At 54.6% G+C, this 18976-nt stretch carries 17 protein-coding genes; 16 read left to right on the top strand and 1 reads right to left on the bottom strand.

Annotated elements, in window-relative coordinates:
- The first annotated feature begins 217 nt into the window (after nucleotides 1-217).
- From mnmG to NOR51B_RS04485, 16 genes are all read left to right on the top strand, one after another.
- Nucleotides 218-2116, top strand: coding sequence for a tRNA uridine-5-carboxymethylaminomethyl(34) synthesis enzyme MnmG (mnmG, locus tag NOR51B_RS04560; protein WP_009019549.1), 1899 nt, complete (start codon nucleotides 218-220; stop codon nucleotides 2114-2116).
- Nucleotides 2109-2756, top strand: a complete 648-nt coding sequence (rsmG, locus tag NOR51B_RS04555; protein WP_009019474.1) for a 16S rRNA (guanine(527)-N(7))-methyltransferase RsmG — start codon at nucleotides 2109-2111, stop codon at nucleotides 2754-2756. The genes mnmG and rsmG overlap by 8 nt, the downstream gene beginning before the upstream one ends.
- A complete protein-coding gene (locus NOR51B_RS04550; RefSeq protein WP_009018913.1) occupies nucleotides 2753-3538 on the top strand; it encodes a ParA family protein in 786 nt (261 codons plus the stop codon). Before rsmG ends, NOR51B_RS04550 begins: the two co-directional genes overlap by 4 nt.
- Nucleotides 3538-4434 carry a ParB/RepB/Spo0J family partition protein gene (locus NOR51B_RS04545; RefSeq protein WP_009021152.1) on the top strand — a complete coding sequence of 299 codons (897 nt, stop codon included), beginning with the start codon at nucleotides 3538-3540 and terminating at the stop codon, nucleotides 4432-4434. The genes NOR51B_RS04550 and NOR51B_RS04545 overlap by 1 nt, the downstream gene beginning before the upstream one ends.
- Before the next feature lie 115 nt (nucleotides 4435-4549).
- Entirely contained in the window at nucleotides 4550-4915 is a 366-nt protein-coding gene (locus NOR51B_RS04540; RefSeq protein WP_154647600.1) for a hypothetical protein, read from the top strand.
- A gap of 8 nt (nucleotides 4916-4923) precedes the next feature.
- Nucleotides 4924-5808, top strand: coding sequence for a F0F1 ATP synthase subunit A (atpB, locus tag NOR51B_RS04535; protein ID WP_009021008.1), 885 nt, complete (start codon nucleotides 4924-4926; stop codon nucleotides 5806-5808).
- Between the two features lie 34 nt (nucleotides 5809-5842).
- Complete coding sequence (gene atpE, locus NOR51B_RS04530; RefSeq protein WP_009020576.1) at nucleotides 5843-6070, top strand: F0F1 ATP synthase subunit C; 228 nt, start codon at nucleotides 5843-5845, stop codon at nucleotides 6068-6070.
- Nucleotides 6071-6136: 66 nt separating this feature from the next.
- Nucleotides 6137-6607, top strand: a complete 471-nt coding sequence (locus NOR51B_RS04525) for a F0F1 ATP synthase subunit B (protein WP_009019788.1) — start codon at nucleotides 6137-6139, stop codon at nucleotides 6605-6607.
- A 3-nt stretch (nucleotides 6608-6610) separates the two neighbouring features.
- Nucleotides 6611-7147 (top strand): F0F1 ATP synthase subunit delta, encoded by a 537-nt coding sequence (locus NOR51B_RS04520; protein ID WP_009019011.1) that lies wholly within the window; start codon nucleotides 6611-6613, stop codon nucleotides 7145-7147.
- A gap of 14 nt (nucleotides 7148-7161) precedes the next feature.
- Nucleotides 7162-8706 (top strand): F0F1 ATP synthase subunit alpha, encoded by a 1545-nt coding sequence (atpA, locus tag NOR51B_RS04515; RefSeq protein WP_009021219.1) that lies wholly within the window; start codon nucleotides 7162-7164, stop codon nucleotides 8704-8706.
- A 13-nt stretch (nucleotides 8707-8719) separates the two neighbouring features.
- On the top strand, nucleotides 8720-9583 hold the full coding sequence (gene atpG, locus NOR51B_RS04510) for a F0F1 ATP synthase subunit gamma (RefSeq protein ID WP_009020965.1): 864 nt from the start codon (nucleotides 8720-8722) through the stop codon (nucleotides 9581-9583).
- A 68-nt stretch (nucleotides 9584-9651) separates the two neighbouring features.
- Nucleotides 9652-11052, top strand: a complete 1401-nt coding sequence (atpD, locus tag NOR51B_RS04505) for a F0F1 ATP synthase subunit beta (protein ID WP_040481772.1) — start codon at nucleotides 9652-9654, stop codon at nucleotides 11050-11052.
- A 24-nt stretch (nucleotides 11053-11076) separates the two neighbouring features.
- The gene (locus NOR51B_RS04500) at nucleotides 11077-11505 is read left to right on the top strand and encodes a F0F1 ATP synthase subunit epsilon (protein ID WP_009019863.1); all 429 of its coding nucleotides are present in this window, start codon (nucleotides 11077-11079) and stop codon (nucleotides 11503-11505) included.
- Between the two features lie 172 nt (nucleotides 11506-11677).
- Nucleotides 11678-13045, top strand: a complete 1368-nt coding sequence (glmU, locus tag NOR51B_RS04495) for a bifunctional UDP-N-acetylglucosamine diphosphorylase/glucosamine-1-phosphate N-acetyltransferase GlmU (protein WP_009021310.1) — start codon at nucleotides 11678-11680, stop codon at nucleotides 13043-13045.
- 6 nt (nucleotides 13046-13051) lie between these two features.
- A complete protein-coding gene (glmS, locus tag NOR51B_RS04490; RefSeq protein ID WP_009020801.1) occupies nucleotides 13052-14872 on the top strand; it encodes a glutamine--fructose-6-phosphate transaminase (isomerizing) in 1821 nt (606 codons plus the stop codon).
- A gap of 250 nt (nucleotides 14873-15122) precedes the next feature.
- Nucleotides 15123-17339 carry a TonB-dependent receptor gene (locus tag NOR51B_RS04485; RefSeq protein WP_009021207.1) on the top strand — a complete coding sequence of 739 codons (2217 nt, stop codon included), beginning with the start codon at nucleotides 15123-15125 and terminating at the stop codon, nucleotides 17337-17339.
- Here NOR51B_RS04485 and NOR51B_RS04480 read toward each other — a convergent pair.
- Complete coding sequence (locus tag NOR51B_RS04480) at nucleotides 17336-18970, bottom strand: tetratricopeptide repeat-containing sulfotransferase family protein (RefSeq protein ID WP_009020846.1); 1635 nt, start codon at nucleotides 18968-18970, stop codon at nucleotides 17336-17338. The two genes, NOR51B_RS04485 and NOR51B_RS04480, sit on opposite strands and share 4 nt — an antisense overlap.
- Nucleotides 18971-18976 lie beyond the last annotated feature (6 nt).

Below are 18976 nucleotides of genomic sequence, written 5' to 3'. Positions count from 1 at the left end.
GTTTTTATTGGAAAAATAAGGTTTATAAACCTAAAATAGCGACCTTAATAACTACAGTATTAATGTAACTCTCTCTCTAAATAAAAAACTATAAAATCATAGCTTACTAACAATGGGCTTGTATTCGACAAGCGCCTTGCTTGTGGCAAAAGCCCCATTTTGTGTTGCCCAAACAACCCGTATACTCGCCGTTCATTTAATCAGGCTAAGTGCGTTGTTGGATCATCCTCAACAATTTGACGTTATTGTCATCGGCGGTGGTCACGCCGGTACCGAAGCGGCTTTGGCGAGCGCCCGCTCGGGGGCGAGTACCCTGTTGCTTACCCACTCGGTGGATACACTGGGCCAAATGTCCTGTAATCCGGCGATCGGTGGGATTGGCAAAAGTCATCTGGTTCGCGAAGTCGACGCCCTCGGTGGTGCCATGGCGAAAGCTACCGATGCTGCCGGGATCCAATTCAGGGTGCTGAATGCTCGAAAGGGCCCGGCAGTACGAGCCACCCGTGCCCAGGCGGACCGTGTGCTTTATCGCAACGCCATTCGAGAGCAGCTGCTTAACCAGCAAAATCTTCTTGTTTTTCAAGATTCTGTTGAGGACGTCATCATCGAGGGGACCCGGGTCGCCGGTGCGGTGACGCGAACGGGCCTGAGATTTCTGTCACGCGCCGTAGTGCTGACGGCGGGAACCTTTTTGCGTGGCAAAATCCATGTGGGTCTAGAGAACAGTGAAGGTGGGCGAATGGGCGATCCGGCCTCTGTCGGCCTCGCCGATCGCCTGCGTGAATTATGCCCAAGAACCGATCGACTGAAGACCGGAACGCCTCCCCGCATCGATGCCAGAAGCGTGGATTTTTCGGTGATGGAAACGCAATGGGGCGATGAGCCCCGTCCGGTAATGTCGGTGTTGGGTCATCGGGACCAGCATCCGGAACAGCGCTGTTGCTGGATTACCAAGACCAACGAACGCACCCATGACATCATTCGGGGGGCACTCGATCGATCGCCTTTGTTCAGCGGCGTCATCGAGGGGACAGGTCCGCGCTACTGCCCCAGCATTGAGGACAAAATACACCGGTTTTCCGATAAATCGTCGCATCAGCTGTTCGTCGAACCCGAAGGCTTAACAACGACCGAGTTGTACCCCAATGGGATTTCCACCAGTTTGCCGTTCGACACCCAATTGGCACTGGTCCAATCCATCGCGGGTTTCGAGCGCGCCCATATTACTCGTCCAGGTTATGCGATTGAGTACGATTATTTTGATCCGAGAGATTTAAAGCACTCGCTGGAGACACGCGGTGTCCAGGGATTGTTCTTTGCGGGGCAAATCAACGGCACTACCGGGTACGAGGAGGCCGCGGCCCAGGGGCTGCTCGCCGGTCTCAATGCTGCTCGCCAGACCCGGGATCAGGTCGCCTGGGAGCCCCGTCGAGATGAAGCGTATATCGGCGTTTTGGTCGATGACCTGGTCACTCACGGTACTCTGGAGCCCTATCGAATGTTTACGTCCCGCGCGGAATATCGTTTGTTGCTGCGCGAAGACAATGCAGATTTACGCCTGACACCCGCAGGTCGGTCAATGGGGCTGGTCCTCGATCCCCAATGGCAGCACTTCAGTCAGAAGCGGGAAGCGATCGAACAGGAAACAGAGCGGTTTAACACGACATTCATCCAGCCGAACTCGCCGGCAGCCCTAACGCTGCAATCCAAAATTGATAAGCCGCTGTCGCGTGAGTATTCGCTGTCGGACTTGTTGCGACGCCCAGAGCTAGGGTATGGCGATGTAGCCGCGCTGGCCGGGAACGCTGTCGATGACGAGCAAGTCGCTCTTCAGGTAGCTACACAGATCAAGTACGCGGGTTATATCACCCGGCAGCAGGAAGAAATCGATCGTTTGCAGCGCCTTGAGTCAACTCCGATACCTGAAGATATGGACTATGCCACTGTCTCCGGACTATCCAATGAGATTAAACAAAAACTCGAGGCTGCCCGCCCCACCAGTATCGCCAGGGCTTCGCGTATCGCTGGAATAACGCCGGCGGCACTTTCTTTATTGGCGATCCACATTAAAAAGCATCGAAGCGAGTACTCACTTCCGAATGTAGCGCATGGCTGATGAGGCCTTGCGTCGACTCCAATCCGGGGTGGAGGAAATAAACTTAAACCTGGTCCAAAGCCAATTTGATCAGCTCCTGGACTACGTTGACTTGATGCTGCGGTGGAATCGCGCTTACAACCTGACGGCGGTCAGGGAAAAAGGATCGATGGTTGTTCGCCATTTACTCGATGCGCTGGTTATTTCCCCGCTACTCCAGGGCAAGCGTTTGATTGATGTAGGCACCGGTCCTGGCATTCCTGGTGTACCGTTGGCGATCGTGCAGCCGGAACGACACTTCACCCTCTTGGACGGCAATGGTAAGAAAACACGCTTTCTTTTTCAGGTGAAAAGCCAGCTCGGTTTGTCTAACATCGAGATTGTTGAGCAACGCGTGGAAAACTTTCGACCCCACGATAGCTTCGATGCAGTCATTACTCGAGCCTTCGCCGACTTGGCGACCGGTTGTCGGGTATGTGGCCATCTGATGGATGCCGATACGGTTTTTTATGCTATGAAGTCCTCATGTTCCCGAGAGGAATTGGAGGCGGTTGGACCCGGCTATCGAGTGCTCCAGGAGTACCCGCTGGAGGTACCTTTTTTAAAGGAAAACAGAACTCTGGTGGTTTTAAAGCGGGCGTCCAAGGATAGTCAACCATGAAAATTCTAGCTGTAGCGAATCAAAAAGGTGGTGTCGGCAAAACCACGACCAGTGTGAATTTGGCGGCGTCGCTGGCGGCTATGGGGCGGGATATCCTGTTGGTGGATCTCGATCCCCAGGGCAACGCAACAATGTCCGCGGGAATCGATAAACATGATATCGAGCGCAGCAGTTACGATCTTCTGGTCGATCGCGTTCCGCTCAACAAGGTGGTCGTGCACGCGGACACATCAGGCATTGATGTGGTCCCAGCAAACAGCGATTTAACGGCAGCAGAGGTTCAACTCATTACCGTGGAAGGTAAGGAACGTCGCTTGCGTGAAGCGTTGGCGACCTGTTCAAAACCCTACGACATTGTGATTATTGACTGCCCTCCTTCGCTAAACATGCTCACACTGAATGCGTTGGTAGCGGCCGATTCGGTCTTGATTACCATGCAATGCGAATATTTCGCGCTTGAGGGCTTGTCAGCCCTCCTCGATACCGTCCATCAGGTCAGTGAAAGCGTTAATCCGCGTCTTCGCGTCGAAGGGCTGGTTCGCACGATGTACGACCCGCGTAATTCACTGACCAATGAGGTGTCTGCGCAGCTCCATGAGCATTTTGGCGATTTGGTTTACCGCACGGTAATACCCCGGAACGTTCGCCTGGCTGAGGCCCCCAGTCACGGCCTTCCTGCCATGCATTATGATCGGTACTCCCGTGGGTCCCGCGCTTATATGGCGCTAGCGGGGGAGTTCACCAAGCGTCAGCAAATCGGCGTGCAGCCGCAGGAAAATTAATGTCTGTAAAAAAGAAAAAACTGAACCGCGGTCTCGATGCCCTGCTGGGTGCCGGTTCCCGATCGGTCACCACTCCTGGTACGTCGGATCACGACGCAGTGTCGACGAGTGGCGATGATCAGTTGAAAAACCTGCCGCTTGATACGCTACAGCGAGGAAAGTACCAGCCGCGCCGGGATTTTGACGACGCTGCACTGGCAGAACTCGCCGACAGCATCCGGGCGCAAGGGGTCATGCAGCCGATAGTGGCCCGAGCGTTAGAACCAGGGCGCTTTGAGATTATTGCCGGTGAACGGCGCTGGCGAGCGGCACAGCTGGCTGGCATAGAGACCATCCCCGCCGTAATACGGGATGTCAGCGATGAGGCGGCCATTGCCATGGCGCTAATCGAAAACATCCAGCGCGAAAATTTAAACCCTATTGAAGAGGCGTCGGCTCTGAAGCGCCTGCAGAATGAGTTTGAACTCAGCCAGGAAGAAGTTGCGAAGGCCGTGGGAAAATCACGTTCGGCGGTTGCGAACTTAATGCGATTGCTCAGTTTGGAGCCTGAAACCCGCGAATTGCTGGCCAGCAAAGGCATCGACACGGGCCACGCCAAAGTGTTGCTCGCGCTCGAGGGGCAATCGCAGGTGTCCATGGCTAAGGAAGTTGCGAAAAAAGCGCTTTCTGTTCGCCAAACCGAAACACGGGTTAAACAGGCGCTGGCGGCGTCCGAGCCCGCGGTAGCTGAGCCAAAGTCGGGAGTCGACCCCGACATACAACGGCTGGAGCAAGACCTGGGTGAACGACTCGGCGCAGCGGTGGCTATCGATCACCTGCATCATGGCGCCGGTAAATTGACCATTAATTATTCCAGCCTCGATCATCTCGATGGCATATTGAACAAAATTCACTAACGCCCGCCGTTTACGCGGTATTGAAAGCGGTGCCTATTTAACCTAAACTCTCGCGCGGTCAATCAGGGGTCAAAAAGACGTGCCTATTCACCGGCAGTCGTCGGCAGACCCGTTCATGAAGACGAGAAGTCGTCTACTTGCGGCAGTGTGTATTACCTGGGCTGCCGCTACAGTGATTTCCGGCGTCATTGTGTTTCTCAGCGACCGATACAATGCCCTCGGTTTTTGGGTGGGTTCTGCGATTGTGCTTGCACCCCAGGCTTGGTTGGCACTGAAGGTCGGGCGACATCTTCACGGCAATCAGCTGGTGTGGATGGCGCTACAGAAGTACACGATGACCGGGGTCGGGTTTGCGTTGTGGTTTGCTTTCAGCACACGCCCGGCCCCAGGGTACGTTTTGGCAAGTGCGGGTTTGGCCCTTGTGGGAACGCCAATGGTGCTGGCGGCCATGAATGGGCTGGAAATTAACAGAAAAGGTTGAGCGAGAGTATGGCCGGTAACGGGCAAGAGCAGACAGTCTCGGAATACATTGTTCATCACCTGACCAACTTAACCCTCGGTAAGTTGCCGGGTGGGTTTGAGCGGGCGGATGGGTCGATAGTCGCCGAGGGTGGCGAGTGGACCTTTGCCCATGGTGGTCAGGAAATTGCGGCCATGGGTTTCAATGCTATCCATGTTGACTCCATGATTTGGTCGATTGGCCTGGGCGTTATCTTTTGCTGGTTGTTCGCGCGCGTGGCAAAAAACGCGTCTGCTGATACCCCATCGGGGCTGATCAATGCGGTGGAAATGGTCGTGGAATTCGTCGATGGCACGGTAAAAGATACCTTCCATGGGCGGAACCCGCTTATTGCGCCATTGGCACTGACTGTTTTTGTCTGGGTGTTCCTGATGAATTTGATGGATCTGATACCGGTCGATCTTATTCCACACACGTTGATGCTTGCCGGGGTTGATTACCAGAAAATCGTACCCTCCACCGACCCGAACATCACCATGGGTATGGCACTCGGCGTCTTTATTCTCATGGTTTATTACTCAATCAAGGTGAAAGGCTTCGGGTTTGTCAAAGAATTGACCCTGAACCCGTTTAATCACCCCGTTTTTATCCCAATCAACCTGTTCATGGAGGTTGTCGGTTTACTCGCCAAGCCTTTCTCTCTAGGGTTGCGGCTGTTCGGCAATATGTACGCCGGCGAGATGATATTTATACTGATTGCCGCGCTCTTTGGCGCCGGGGTGATGTGGCTGCTACCCGCAGGCCTACTGCAGGTGGGCTGGGCTATTTTCCATATTCTTGTTATCACACTGCAAGCTTTCATATTCATGGTGCTCACGATTGTGTATCTGAGCATGGCACATGAAGACCACTGATTTTTTTACTGCTCTAACTAACTAGGAGAAAACCATGGAACTGATTTACGTTGCTGCGGCCATTATGATGGGTCTGGGCGGACTGGGCGCTGCTATCGGCGTTGGCTTACTGGGTGGAAAGTTGATCGAAGGGTCCGCTCGTCAACCAGAGCTCGCACCAAAGCTACAGGTCACCTTCTTTCTCGGTGCCGGCCTGGTCGACGCGATCCCCATTATCGGTGTCGGTATCGCGATGTACCTGATCTTCGTGGTCGCGGGCTGATAAAGCAGCAAATTTGAAGCGCCAGGCCCACTTGGGCTGGCTTTCAGGTGACCATAGGAGCAAACCGTGAATATCAATTTAACGCTTATCGGCCAGATGGTGGCGTTTGTGGCATTTGTCGCATTCTGTATGCGCTACGTTTGGCCGCCCATCGTAGCCGCCATGGCAGAGCGTCAGCAGAAGATCAGTGAGGGTTTGGCTGCCGCAGACCGGGCCAGTCATGATCTGGACCTGGCGAAGCAGGAAGCAGCCAAAAAATTGAGCGAGGCCAAGAAAGAGGCCGCGGCGATTGTTGAGTCTGCAAACAAGCGAGCGTCACAAATCGTCGATGAGTCAAAGCAGGCGGCGATTGTCGAGGCTGATCGTGTCAAAGCGGCAGCAACGGCGGAAATCGAGCAGGAACGCGCGCGGACCCAGGAACAACTCATGGCGAAGGTCAGCGAGTTGGCCGTGGCCGGCGCAGAAAAGATACTTGCCCAGGAAATCGATGCCGGAAAGCACGAGCAATTGCTGAAGCAATTGATTTCGGAGGCCTGAGCGATGATCGAGCCGATGACATTGGCCCGGCCCTACGCGAGAGCGATCTTCGATTTTGCTCGCAGTGACGACTCGTTGATGCCATGGCAATCCACTCTCGATACCCTGGCGCTGGCGGTTGAGGATTCCAGAGTCGCCGCCGCATTGGCTAATCCGTCGCAGACCAGCGCCGAGCGGGCGCAGGTTCTCAGTGGCTTGCTGGGTGATGACATCTCAGAAAGCACCTCATACCTGCTGGAAGTTATGGCAGAGAACGACCGATTGTCGTTGTTACCCGAAGTCGCACAGCTCTACTCCGACTTGCGTACCCAGCTTGAGGCAATGGCACGGGTTGAGGTCACCTCGGCCTTCGACGTTACCGATGAACAAACCCAAAGTCTGTCAGCGTACATGCAGGACGTTTTGCAATGCGCTGTGACGATAAGCACAGAAACCGATCCCGCTTTGATTGGCGGGGCAGTAATTAGAGCCGGTGATCAGGTGATCGACGGCTCTGTGCGAGGCCGGCTGAATAAGCTTAGCGCCGCACTGACACCCTGACAAAGGAATAGGTCATGCAACAACTGAACCCTTCTGAAATCAGCGATATCATCAAACAGCGAATCGCTAATCTTGATGTCTCATCGCAAGCGAGCAACGAAGGTACGGTCGTATCCGTAAGCGACGGTATCATCCGCATTCACGGCCTGACTGATGCCATGTATGGGGAAATGATCGAATTTGACGGCGGTGTCTTTGGAATGGCACTGAACCTCGAACGAGACTCCGTCGGCGCGGTAGTGCTCGGTGATTACAAACAACTGGCCGAGGGTCAAACCTGCCGCTGTACTGGCCGAATTCTGGAAGTGCCCGTGGGTCCTGCGCTTCAGGGCCGGGTTGTTGATGCTCTGGGTAATCCTATCGACGGAAAAGGTGCCGTGGATGCCAAAGAGACCGACGCGCTCGAGAAGATTGCGCCGGGTGTTATTGCGCGCCAGTCCGTTGATCAGCCGGTACAGATCGGTCTCAAAGCCATCGATTCAATGGTCCCTATTGGTCGTGGACAGCGGGAGCTGATTATTGGCGATCGCCAGATCGGTAAAACCGCAATCGCCATCGATGCCATCATCAACCAGAAGAACACGGGGATTAAGTGTATCTATGTGGCGGTAGGCCAGAAGGCCTCTTCGGTTGCCGCGGTGGTAAGGAAGCTGGAAGAAAACGGCGCCATGGACCATACCATTGTGGTTGCCGCCAACGCATCAGATCCGGCAGCGATGCAGTTCCTTGCTCCGTTTGCGGGTTGCACCATGGGTGAGTACTACCGCGATCGCGGTGAGGACGCCCTGATTATTTATGATGACTTGTCCAAGCAGGCCGTCGCCTACCGTCAGATTTCGCTGCTTCTGCGCCGTCCGCCGGGCCGCGAAGCGTACCCTGGAGACGTTTTCTATCTTCACTCTCGCCTGCTGGAACGTGCGGCCCGAGTGAATGCGGACTACGTTGAGGCTTTCACCAACGGTGAAGTCAAAGGCAAGACGGGGTCACTGACGGCGCTACCGGTTATCGAAACCCAGGCCGGTGATGTCTCCGCGTTCGTTCCCACCAATGTGATCTCGATTACTGACGGTCAGATCTTCCTTGAGGCGGATATGTTCAACGCCGGTGTTCGACCAGCGATGAATGCGGGTATTTCGGTATCGCGGGTGGGTGGTGCTGCCCAGACCAAGATTATGAAAAAGCTTTCGGGCGGCGTTCGTACCGCGTTGGCGCAGTATCGTGAACTCGCAGCCTTCTCACAGTTCGCTTCTGATCTGGACGAGGCGACCAAGGCGCAGTTGAATCACGGTGAACGCGTTACCGAATTGATGAAACAGAAGCAGTACTCGCCCATGAGCGTCGCAGAAATGGGCCTGATGCTCTACGCCGCCAACGAGGGGCATCTCGACGACGTCGAGGTCGAGAAAATCGGTGATTTTGAGTCGGCGCTGCTTTCCTTTGTACACGGGGAGCACGGTGAATTGATGGCCGAGATTGCCGGGGACGGTGGCTGGAACGATGATCGCGAGGCTGCATTCAAGGCGGCTATCGAGAAGTTCAAAGCAACCCAAACCTGGTAAGTGAGGACTCACTGTGGCCGCTGGTAAGGAAATTCGAACAAAAATAGGCAGTATCAAGAGTACTCAGAAGATTACGAGTGCCATGGAGATGGTGGCTGCCAGTAAAATGCGTCGCGCCCAGGACCGTATGGAAGTGGGTAAGCCCTATGCCCGTCGCATGCGTGCGGTCGTGGGCCATATTGCTAACTCCTCCCCCGAGTACCAGCACGCCTACATGGAAGCCCGCGAAGCGACACGGGTCGGTTACATCATTATTTCCACGGATCGCGGTTTGTGTGGCGGCCTGAACATCAATCTGTTCAAAGCGGCCATTCAGTCAATGCGCCAGTTTGACGATCAGTCTATTGATGTGGATCTGTGTCTTGTTGGCGCCAAAGCCGGCGCCTTTTTCGCGAGCGTCGGTGGAAACGTGGTCGCTACGGTTCGAGATCTTGGCGAGGATCCGACCATTGACCAGCTGATTGGGGGCGTTAAGCACATGCTCGATGCCTATGCTGAGGGGTCAATCGATCGTCTGTTTCTGGTCTCCAACGAGTTCGTCAATACCATGACGCAGTCACCGACGGTGGAGCAACTTCTGCCCCTGGAAGCGGCCGACGACGACGATATGGCACACCATTGGGACTATATTTACGAGCCCGATGCCCGCGAATTGCTGGATATCCTGCTGGCGCGATATGTCGAATCACAGGTTTATCAGGCGGTGGTGGAAAACGGCGCCTGTGAGCAGGCGGCGAGAATGCTGGCGATGAAAAATGCCACCGATAACGCTGGCGATATTATTGAAGAGCTGGAGTTGGTCTACAACAAGGCGCGTCAGGCTGCGATCACCCAGGAATTGTCAGAAATAGTAGGTGGTGCAGCAGCCATTAGCTGAGCGCCCGTAACGACATTTTTTATTGTGGCCCCCGGGCCACTGGAACGATTTGATGAGAGGATCCGGAAATGAGTAGCGGACGAGTGGTACAGATTATCGGTGCGGTTATCGACGTGGAGTTTCCACGGGAGAGCGTGCCGCAGGTCTATGATGCGCTGACCATCAGTGGCAAAGACCTGACGCTGGAAGTCCAGCAGCAGCTCGGTGACGGTATTGTCCGAACGATTGCAATGGGTTCTTCCGAGGGCATCTCGCGAGGTCTTGAGGTTGAAAATACCGGTGCTCCGGTCTCAGTGCCGGTCGGTGTTGAAACTCTGGGTCGAATTATGGACGTGCTGGGCCGGCCCATCGACGAACGCGGTGATATCGGTGAGAAAGAGCGCGCATCAATCCATCGCGACGCGCCCGCGTATGACGAGCTGGCGGCATCAGAAGAGTTGCTTGAGACCGGCATCAAGGTGATTGATCTGGTGTGCCCCTTTGCCAAGGGCGGTAAAGTCGGCCTGTTCGGTGGTGCCGGTGTGGGTAAGACCGTGAACATGATGGAGTTGATTAACAACATCGCGACCGAGCACTCGGGTCTCTCGGTATTCGCGGGTGTTGGCGAGCGTACCCGGGAAGGAAATGACTTCTACTATGAGATGCAGGAGTCGGGGGTTGTCGATATCGAGAACCCCTCGAATTCTAAAGTTGCGATGGTGTACGGCCAGATGAACGAGCCCCCCGGCAACCGCCTGCGTGTAGCACTGACTGGCCTGACCATGGCCGAGAAGTTCCGCGATGAAGGGCGCGACGTTCTGCTCTTTGTCGACAACATCTACCGATACACGCTGGCGGGTACCGAAGTATCGGCACTGCTCGGTCGTATGCCGTCAGCGGTGGGTTATCAGCCCACACTGGCGGAAGAAATGGGCGTGTTGCAGGAGCGTATTACGTCGACCAAGACAGGATCGATTACGTCTATTCAGGCGGTATACGTGCCGGCCGACGACTTGACTGACCCCTCCCCGGCGACCACTTTTGCTCACCTTGATTCAACCGTTGTACTGAGTCGTGATATTGCGGCGAAGGGTATTTACCCTGCGGTCGACCCGCTGGACTCTACCTCACGTCAGTTGGACCCACTGGTGATTGGCAATGAGCATTACGAAGTCGCCCGCGGTGTTCAGTCGGTGCTTCAGCGCTACAAAGAGCTCAAAGATATCATTGCGATTCTCGGTATGGACGAACTGTCCGAGGAAGACAAGATGACGGTGGCCCGGGCGCGAAAAATAGAACGATTCCTTTCGCAGCCGTTCCATGTTGCCGAGGTATTCACCGGTTCTCCAGGAATTTACGTGTCGCTGAAAGACACTATTGCCGGATTCAAGGGGCTGCTCAACGGGGATTACGATCATTTGCCAGAGCAGGCTTTTTATATGGTCGGCAGCATCGATCAAGCGGTTGAGAGAGCTGAAAAGCTTAAGTAACCCAATCGAGGCGAGGACTTAGCCATGGCAATGACCATCCACTGCGATATCGTTAGTGCTGAAGCCCAGATTTTTTCTGGCATGGTAGAAATGCTGGTGGCCACGGGTGCCGAGGGCGAACTCGGTATCCACTATGGTCACACGCCGCTTCTGACTCGATTGATACCGGGCCCTGTCCGGGTGGTTGACCAGACCGGCGAAGAGCATATCTATTACGCTTCGGGTGGTTTTCTTGAAGTGCAGGGAAACGTGGTCACTGTGTTGGCGGATACCGCTGTTCGTGCCGACGATGTCGACGAAGCCGCGGCCGAAGAAGCCCGACAGGCGGCGGAAGATGCGCTTGCGAACCAGAACAGCGAACTCGATTACGGTCGGGCATCGGCACAACTGGCCGAGGCTGCTGCGCAGCTGGCGACACTGCGTAAGCTGAAGAATCGAGCGGGCCGGGGTTAACCGGTCCACTGGTCAAGAGAAGCCGCCGCTTGGCGGCTTTTTTATGCACAAAAACCCGCGATGAACCTTTTTTTGCCTGGTTGGTGTCTAGTGAACTTGTTCACCGCTTGGTGGCTTGCATCTGATCCGGATCGTGAAATGATTCGACCCCATATAAGCAAAGAGAAAGGACATGCTGGAAGTTATTATTCTTGCCGCCGGCCGGGGTAGCCGCATGCATTCGGATCTGCCCAAGGTGCTGCATACCCTTGCTGGCAAGCCCATGTTGGCCCACGTTATGGAAACCGCGACTGCACTGTCTGCGGACCGGGTACACCTGGTCGTTGGGCACGGTGCTGATCAGGTAAAAGCCGTGTTTGCGGATCAGGCGGACTGCCATTTGCAGGAACAGCAACTGGGAACCGGTCATGCGGTGCAGCAGGCGCTGCCCCATTGCGATCCTGCCAGCACGGTATTGGTACTGTATGGCGATGTTCCGCTGATGAGTGCCACCACTTTGTCCTCGTTAATTGCGGAAGCCAAAACCAGCCCCGCATTATTGACGGCGAGGCTCGATGACCCCACCGGTTATGGTCGGGTGATCCGTGATCAGCAGGGTGAGCTGGTGTGCGTGGTGGAACAAAAGGATGCATCGGCCGAGCAAAAACGCATCAATGAGGTCAATACGGGTGTATTGGCCGCGCCGGCTGATTTACTCGCGGATTTGCTGGCCGGCGTGGATAATTCCAATGCGCAGGGTGAATACTATTTGCCCGATATTCTTGCCCTGAGTCGCGGCCGGGGCTTGCCGGTTCCAATTATTGTCACCGACGATGTGATTGAAACCCAGGGGGTTAACGACCGTGCCCAGCTCGAGCAGTTGGAGCGCGCCTTCCAGGGCCGACTGGCCGAAGATTTGATGCGCGATGGCGTAACCCTGTTGGATCGTTGCCGAATTGACGTGCGTGGCGACCTGCAATGCGGTCGCGATGTCACTATCGACGCCAATGTGCTGTTCGAAGGCCGGGTGTCGTTGGCCGATGGCGTGTCTATTGGTGCGAACTGTGTGATCAAAGATGCGAACCTCGGATCCGGCACCGTGATCCGACCCTTTAGCCATATTGACGGCGCGGTGATCGGCGCCAACTGCACCATAGGGCCGTATGCACGCCTGCGCCCCGATACCCGCCTCGGTGATGCGGTTCGGATCGGTAATTTTGTTGAGACGAAGAAGACTACCCTCGGTGCCGGCAGCAAAGCGAACCATCTCGCTTACCTTGGTGACAGCACGCTGGGTGAGTCATGTAATGTCGGTGCGGGAACCATTACCTGCAATTACGATGGGGCGAACAAACACCCGACCATTCTGGGTGACGACGTCTTTATTGGCTCCAACAGCACCTTGGTGGCTCCACTCACCCTTGCGGGCGGGACCTTCGTAGCAGCGGGCTCGACGGTTACGCGAGCTACGGACGCCGACCAGCTCGCGGTGGCAAGAGCGCGCCAGCGAAACATAGATGGCTGGAAAAAGCCCTCAAAATCGCCAAAAGTCGAGGAATAGCAGCAAATGTGCGGAATTGTGGCGGCAACGACAAAACGCGAAATATCCGAAGTTTTGCTCGAGGGTCTGCGACGGCTGGAGTACCGGGGTTACGACTCCGCGGGAATGGCTTTAATCGACAACGAGCAGCGGCTGGCCATTCACAAATCGACGGGCAAGGTTTCAGAGTTGGAAAAAGCCCAGGCGATTGAAGCTATTGTAGGCTGCACGGGGATTGCCCACACCCGCTGGGCGACCCACGGTGTTCCCTCGACGGTTAACGCCCATCCACACGTGGCCGGCGAGCGCGTCGCTGTGGTCCATAACGGGATCATCGAAAATCACGGCGAACTGCGCCAGGGCTTGGTCGAATCGGGCGCTGAAATTGTGTCGCAGACCGATACCGAGGTCATTGTTCACCTGATCCACCAACACCTGTCCTCAGGCGCGAGCCTCTTCAGTGCTGTTCAGCAGACTATCGACGTACTTGAGGGTGCGTTTGCACTCGCGGTGATTGATGTCGAGTCGCCAGATACGCTGATCGTTGCGCGGGAAGGGAGCCCACTCGTTCTGGGCGTTGGTATTGGCGAAACTTTCGCGGGTTCTGATCGATTGGCGCTGCAACAGGTCACCGATACATTTATTTACCTTGAAGACGGTGACATCGCCGAATTACGCCCCGGGTTGATTCACATCTTCGACCGCGATGGAGACAGCGTTGAGCGCCCTAAAACCAGGCTTAATCGCGGCGATGAGGCCGATTTACTCGGTGATTACGACCACTACATGCTCAAGGAAATGTTTGAGCAGCCGGCCCGCCTCGAAGATACGGTGGCCTACCCGGCTTTATCTGATGCGCTTTTTGGCGATCAGGCTGCCGAGGTCTTTCCCGCGGTGTCGGCTGTTCAGATTATCGCTTGCGGCACAAGCTACCATGCGGGGCTGGTGGCCCGGCATTGGATCGAGTCGATTGCGGGACTTCCCTGTCAGGTGGAGGTCGCTTCAGAATATCGTTATCGTCAGTCGGTGACGCTGGCAAACACCTTGATTGTGAGTATCTCCCAATCCGGTGAGACGGCCGACACATTGGCCGCATTGAAAAATTGTGACCGTGCCAATGTGCTGGCACGACTGGCGATTTGTAACGTCGACCATAGCGCGATTGTGCGTGAAAGTGAGCTCGTGTTCCTCACTCGAGCGGGTGCTGAAATTGGGGTCGCCTCGACCAAGGCGTTTACGACCCAGCTCGCTGCTTTGCTGATTTTGACCGAACGACTGGCAACCCACCATCGGCCAGATCAGTTCGATGCCGCACCGGTGGCGGCGGCCCTCAAGGACATGCCGAGTGCGGTGGCCCGTGTGCTTTCGCACAGCGACAAGATAGCGGCGCTGACCCCACAGTTTGTCACCAAGCACCACGCGTTGTTTTTGGGCCGCGGTATTTACCACCCTATCGCTATGGAAGGTGCTCTCAAACTCAAGGAAATTTCGTATATCCACGCGGAGGCCTACCCGGCGGGGGAGCTCAAGCACGGCCCGCTGGCGCTGGTGGATTCGGATATGCCAGTGGTTGCTGTGGCACCCAATGATGAGTTGCTGGAGAAGCTGCGTTCCAATCTCGAGGAGGTCAAGGCGAGGGGTGGGCAGTTATTCGTGTTCGCCGATGAAGCTGCCGGTTTCAAGCCCGGTCCGGGCATCGAGGTCATACCCATGCCCCACTGCAGCGAGTTGGTGGGTCCCGTGGTTTATACCGTGGCCCTGCAATTGCTGTCCTATCATGTGGCAGTGGGCAAAGGTACCGATGTCGATAAGCCCCGAAATCTTGCCAAGTCGGTAACGGTTGAGTGATGGGACTGGGCAGGCGGGTATCCCCAAAACCAAACGCCTGTATTAATAAAACGTAAACGCGTTTGTGCCTCTGGCGCTTCACAGACTGCTCGGCTCGGGTAATGCCAACTGCCTAAAGGGCAAGAATTTAGGCGGTTTGCCCTAATCTTTTGTTGAAATAAGGCCCCTTATCGGTAGATTCTAGTGCGATGTGTCCCGTTGTCGCCATCAGAAGCGCTCGGCAGGAGACGCCCTTTCCCAGGAGATTGCCATGTATAAAAAAGACCAGACCTTGCGCCGAGCCATAGCACTGACTTTAGGTACCACCACCATTGGCGCTTTTCCCCAGGCGAGCGCGCAATCGCCGGCACCTGTTGGCGCCCTCGAGGAGATCGTTGTTACCGCCCGTAAGCGTGGGGAAGAGCTGCTCCAGAACACGCCTCTCAGTATCCGTGCGCTTACCAGCGATACGCTTCAGGACGCCGGTATCCAGCAATTCGAGGACTGGGCCCGAATGGTGCCTGGCATCACCTTCAAGGATTTGGGGCCTGGCGAGAAGACCATTGTTACCCGAGGGTTGGTTTCTACGGGCGCCGCCACTACGGCGGTGTATTTTGATGAAACCAATATCACTGCTTTCAACGACGGTGAGGGCGGCGGAAGAAATGTTGATATAAAGCTTTTCGATATTGATCGCGTAGATGTGCTTCGTGGTCCGCAGGGAACCATTTATGGTGCCAGCGCGCTGGGCGGTGTCATTCGTATTGAGACCGCTAAGCCCGACTTAAACGAGTTTTCAGGTGCGATCAAGGCTGATATTGGCTACACCGCATCGGGCGCGGAAAACTACAGCTTTAATGGACACGTTAACATTCCAATTATTGAAGATGTGCTGGGTTTGCGTCTTGTCGCGTGGAATGTTGATAACAGTGGTTTCATCGACAACATCAGGCTTGGCCGCAACGAGATCAATGATGAGCAAACCAGTGGCTTCCGCGCCATAGCACGTTATGTTCCCAGCGACCGTCTTACGCTGACCGCGTCCGCGACCGTTCAGAATCAGGAAATCGGAGATGGTGTCCGTTACAACCGCGTCGGTGATGCAGCGCTGGTTTATCCCGGTGAACAGCCCTTCAGCATTACCGGAGATCTGCAAAACTCTGACTTTACTGTGAACGAGCGTAGCGATGATCCGAGAATCTATTCGCTGACAGCAGACTATGATTTTAAATACGGCAATATTGTCGCCACGACCAATCTGTACGATCGCGAGGTCGAGTTTAACTTCGATTCGACTCCCATTTTGCTGTTTTTCGGTGTACCTATCAAAGCGATTTCCTCGTTTCCGGAGGAGCGAGAAATCTGGTCCAACGAAATACGTTTCAACTCGAGTTTCGATGGTCCGTTGCAGGTTCTCGCGGGAGTTTTTCATCAGGAAGAGAAAATTGACTCTGCCTCGCGCGTTTTTACCGTTGATAACGACGGCCTGATCAATGAGCCTTCGCCGTCAGTGTTGTGGGTAGTGAGAGATCGCGAGTTTGATGAGACGGCGGTATTTGGTGAGGTGAGTTTCGATGTTACTTCTCAATGGAATCTGACCGTCGGTGCCCGCTACGCTGAATTTGATTTCGTCACCGACGAAGAGGCCTTAGTGCCGTTCTTTGGTCCACCTACCGGGCCCGAGCCTACGAAAACCGGCAGCGACAGTACCGATATTCTTCGTTTCAATACGTCCTACCAAATAAGCGACGACCATATGGTCTATGCGACAGCCTCAGAGGGTTTCCGTCGGGGCGGGCTTAACCTGAATGCATTTGGTGCGCTATTCGATATTCCAGAAACCTTCGGATCCGACAGTCTGTGGAATTACGAAATTGGTGCCAAGACGAGCTGGTTCGATCGGCGCTTGACGGTCAATGCGACACTGTACCGACTTGACTGGTCAGATATTCAAGTTGAGACCGTTGATGAGCTGGGGGGAATAGAATACTTCGCCAATGCGGGTGAAGCTCAGGTTGACGGGGTTGAGCTCGAAGTATTCGCGCGACCTATTTCGGGTCTTGATATAACTGCGACCTTGGGATGGACTCGCGCTGAATTAACCGAGGATCCACCGCCTCCAAGTAACGGCCTTGACGGCGACGAAATCAATAACGTCCCGGAATGGACGGCCAGTCTTTCAGCACAATACACTTGGCCTGTCTTTAGTGATTTTGATGGCTTTGTCCGCGCCGATATGGATTATACCGACGGATCAAATACTCGTATTGCCGGCTCCAGAGATCCTTTCAATGTCGCACTCGAGTCCTATGAGTTAGTCAATCTCAGGGCAGGTATAGAAAACGAGAGCTGGAGAATCACCGCTTACGCTGACAATGTTTTCGATGAGATTACGCAGAACGACGCGATCAACGAAGTAACCAATATCCTGGCCTACTTCACAACACAACCGCGGACTATCGGCGTGAATGCGGAGTATCGATTTTAGGTGTGCGCTGACACAAGTTCAGACGGTAGCAGGTGGTGATAGCGGCGTAAATTTTCCAGTGGGTCCACCTTGCTGGCGCGAATTTGAAGTGCGCTAGCGGTGCGGAATAACCCGTCGTCACTGCTATAGTCAGCTGAGGCTAAATCTGCGTCTCGTTCCGCGCCACAGAATGCTAAAAGGCCATCGAGTGTTTTTTGGGGTTCTTGCAAAAGGTCGGCAAGCTTGACGCTGGAAACCCAAGAGCCGGCCGTCGACTCCGCTGACCTGATTATTTCCATGTGTGCCTCCCAGAATCTAGACGCCTCATGGAGGTCATAGGCAAACTGCTGGGTGCTGGAAAAAAGCTGGATAAAACAAGACAAGCAGGTGCTGGCACGATCTCTAGTAGTAATGATGATCCGTGATTCAGGAAAAACTCTAAGGATCAGCGGAATATAAAGCAGATTTCCCGGGAGTTTATCGATGCATATAGATTCTTTCCCCGTTCCCGATACGGGGACATTTTCTGCAAGCAATTTTGAGTAGTCTGAGCGTATTTTCGCGAGCGCACTATCGGGTAAGTGAGCCATACCTTCTGGAAAGGTGAGCTGATTCTCGGTCAGTGATGCTCGCACCAGGCGTTGCATCCAAACCATCTCGCCAGCAGAGGTGATATCGGGATAGCGCGTCATCATCGATTCGAGCAATGTCGATCCTGTGCGCGGCATTCCTACGATAAAAACGGGCCGGTGACGTACATCGCGATAGTCGATGTCGGGTAAAGGCGCTGACGTTAATCCATCTATTTGCGAAGCAATGACTGAAAGTCTTCTTTCATCTTCCGCGATCCCATAATTCATTGACCGCCTGACGAGACTGTTACCGCGTTTATAGAACGTAAATGCGGCGTCAAAATCACCAAAACCATGATGGAGATTACCCGCAGCGAATTGCAACTCTGGTGATTTAAGCCCTCTAGCTGAAGTAGCTTTGAGGACAATATCGGTCGCTATGGGGTCGTTTTTCGAAAGTCGAATGGTTTTGGTCAGCAGGTAATAACCCGGATATAAGTCCGGTTCGATAGCTATGGACTCTCTTGATGCCATTGCAGCCAATTCCTTTTCACCACCCATAAAATGAGTCAGCGAAAGGTTTAGTTTATGCTCCGCAGCACCTGGTTCGAGTCTGGATAGTCGTGTAAGCGCTCGTTTTGCGTAAGGGTAGGAGCCCAGTTGGATCGAGCACTGTGCCAGTTCATTCAAAATGGCGCGATCATCCGGGTCATATTTTTCGAGATCCGATAGTGACCGGAACGCGCTACGCTCGAAACCGCCGGCGCGAAGCTGCCGCACTAGCTCTATTTTCAAAGTTGAATTCGTAGTGGCTATATCTAAGCCTTCCTGGGCGGCTTCCGCCGCCTCGAAGGTCGATCCAGACTTTGATAAAGCTGCTGCCAGGTTGGCATAGGTTTCAACAGCTCGGTATCCATTGAGCAGCGCACGACGGCAGTATTCGGCGGCGCTATTATGGTCACCACGCTGCCCCATCAGTACCGCGAGCAGGTGCCATGTAGCCCCCTCATCCGGATGAGTAGCAAGAATCTGGCGATAGCCAGCTTCTGCCGCGGTCAAATCGCCCTGTTTGTGTAGCACCAGGGC

This window comes from Luminiphilus syltensis NOR5-1B (assembly GCF_000158175.1).
GTDB classification, from domain to species: Bacteria; Pseudomonadota; Gammaproteobacteria; order Pseudomonadales; family Halieaceae; genus Luminiphilus; species Luminiphilus syltensis.
The sequence above is the reverse complement of the archived record's forward strand: the minus strand, read 5'-3'. Positions and strand labels throughout refer to the sequence as shown.

Coding starts and splice junctions, on each gene's coding strand:
- rsmG (WP_009019474.1), top strand. CDS start 2,109: ATGGCTGATGAGGCCTTGCGTCGACTCCAATCCGGGGTGGAGGAAATA.
- NOR51B_RS04550 (WP_009018913.1), top strand. CDS start 2,753: ATGAAAATTCTAGCTGTAGCGAATCAAAAAGGTGGTGTCGGCAAAACC.
- NOR51B_RS04545 (WP_009021152.1), top strand. CDS start 3,538: ATGTCTGTAAAAAAGAAAAAACTGAACCGCGGTCTCGATGCCCTGCTG.
- NOR51B_RS04540 (WP_154647600.1), top strand. CDS start 4,550: ATGAAGACGAGAAGTCGTCTACTTGCGGCAGTGTGTATTACCTGGGCT.
- atpB (WP_009021008.1), top strand. CDS start 4,924: ATGGCCGGTAACGGGCAAGAGCAGACAGTCTCGGAATACATTGTTCAT.
- atpE (WP_009020576.1), top strand. CDS start 5,843: ATGGAACTGATTTACGTTGCTGCGGCCATTATGATGGGTCTGGGCGGA.
- NOR51B_RS04520 (WP_009019011.1), top strand. CDS start 6,611: ATGATCGAGCCGATGACATTGGCCCGGCCCTACGCGAGAGCGATCTTC.
- atpA (WP_009021219.1), top strand. CDS start 7,162: ATGCAACAACTGAACCCTTCTGAAATCAGCGATATCATCAAACAGCGA.
- atpD (WP_040481772.1), top strand. CDS start 9,652: ATGAGTAGCGGACGAGTGGTACAGATTATCGGTGCGGTTATCGACGTG.
- NOR51B_RS04500 (WP_009019863.1), top strand. CDS start 11,077: ATGGCAATGACCATCCACTGCGATATCGTTAGTGCTGAAGCCCAGATT.
- glmU (WP_009021310.1), top strand. CDS start 11,678: ATGCTGGAAGTTATTATTCTTGCCGCCGGCCGGGGTAGCCGCATGCAT.
- glmS (WP_009020801.1), top strand. CDS start 13,052: ATGTGCGGAATTGTGGCGGCAACGACAAAACGCGAAATATCCGAAGTT.
- NOR51B_RS04485 (WP_009021207.1), top strand. CDS start 15,123: ATGTATAAAAAAGACCAGACCTTGCGCCGAGCCATAGCACTGACTTTA.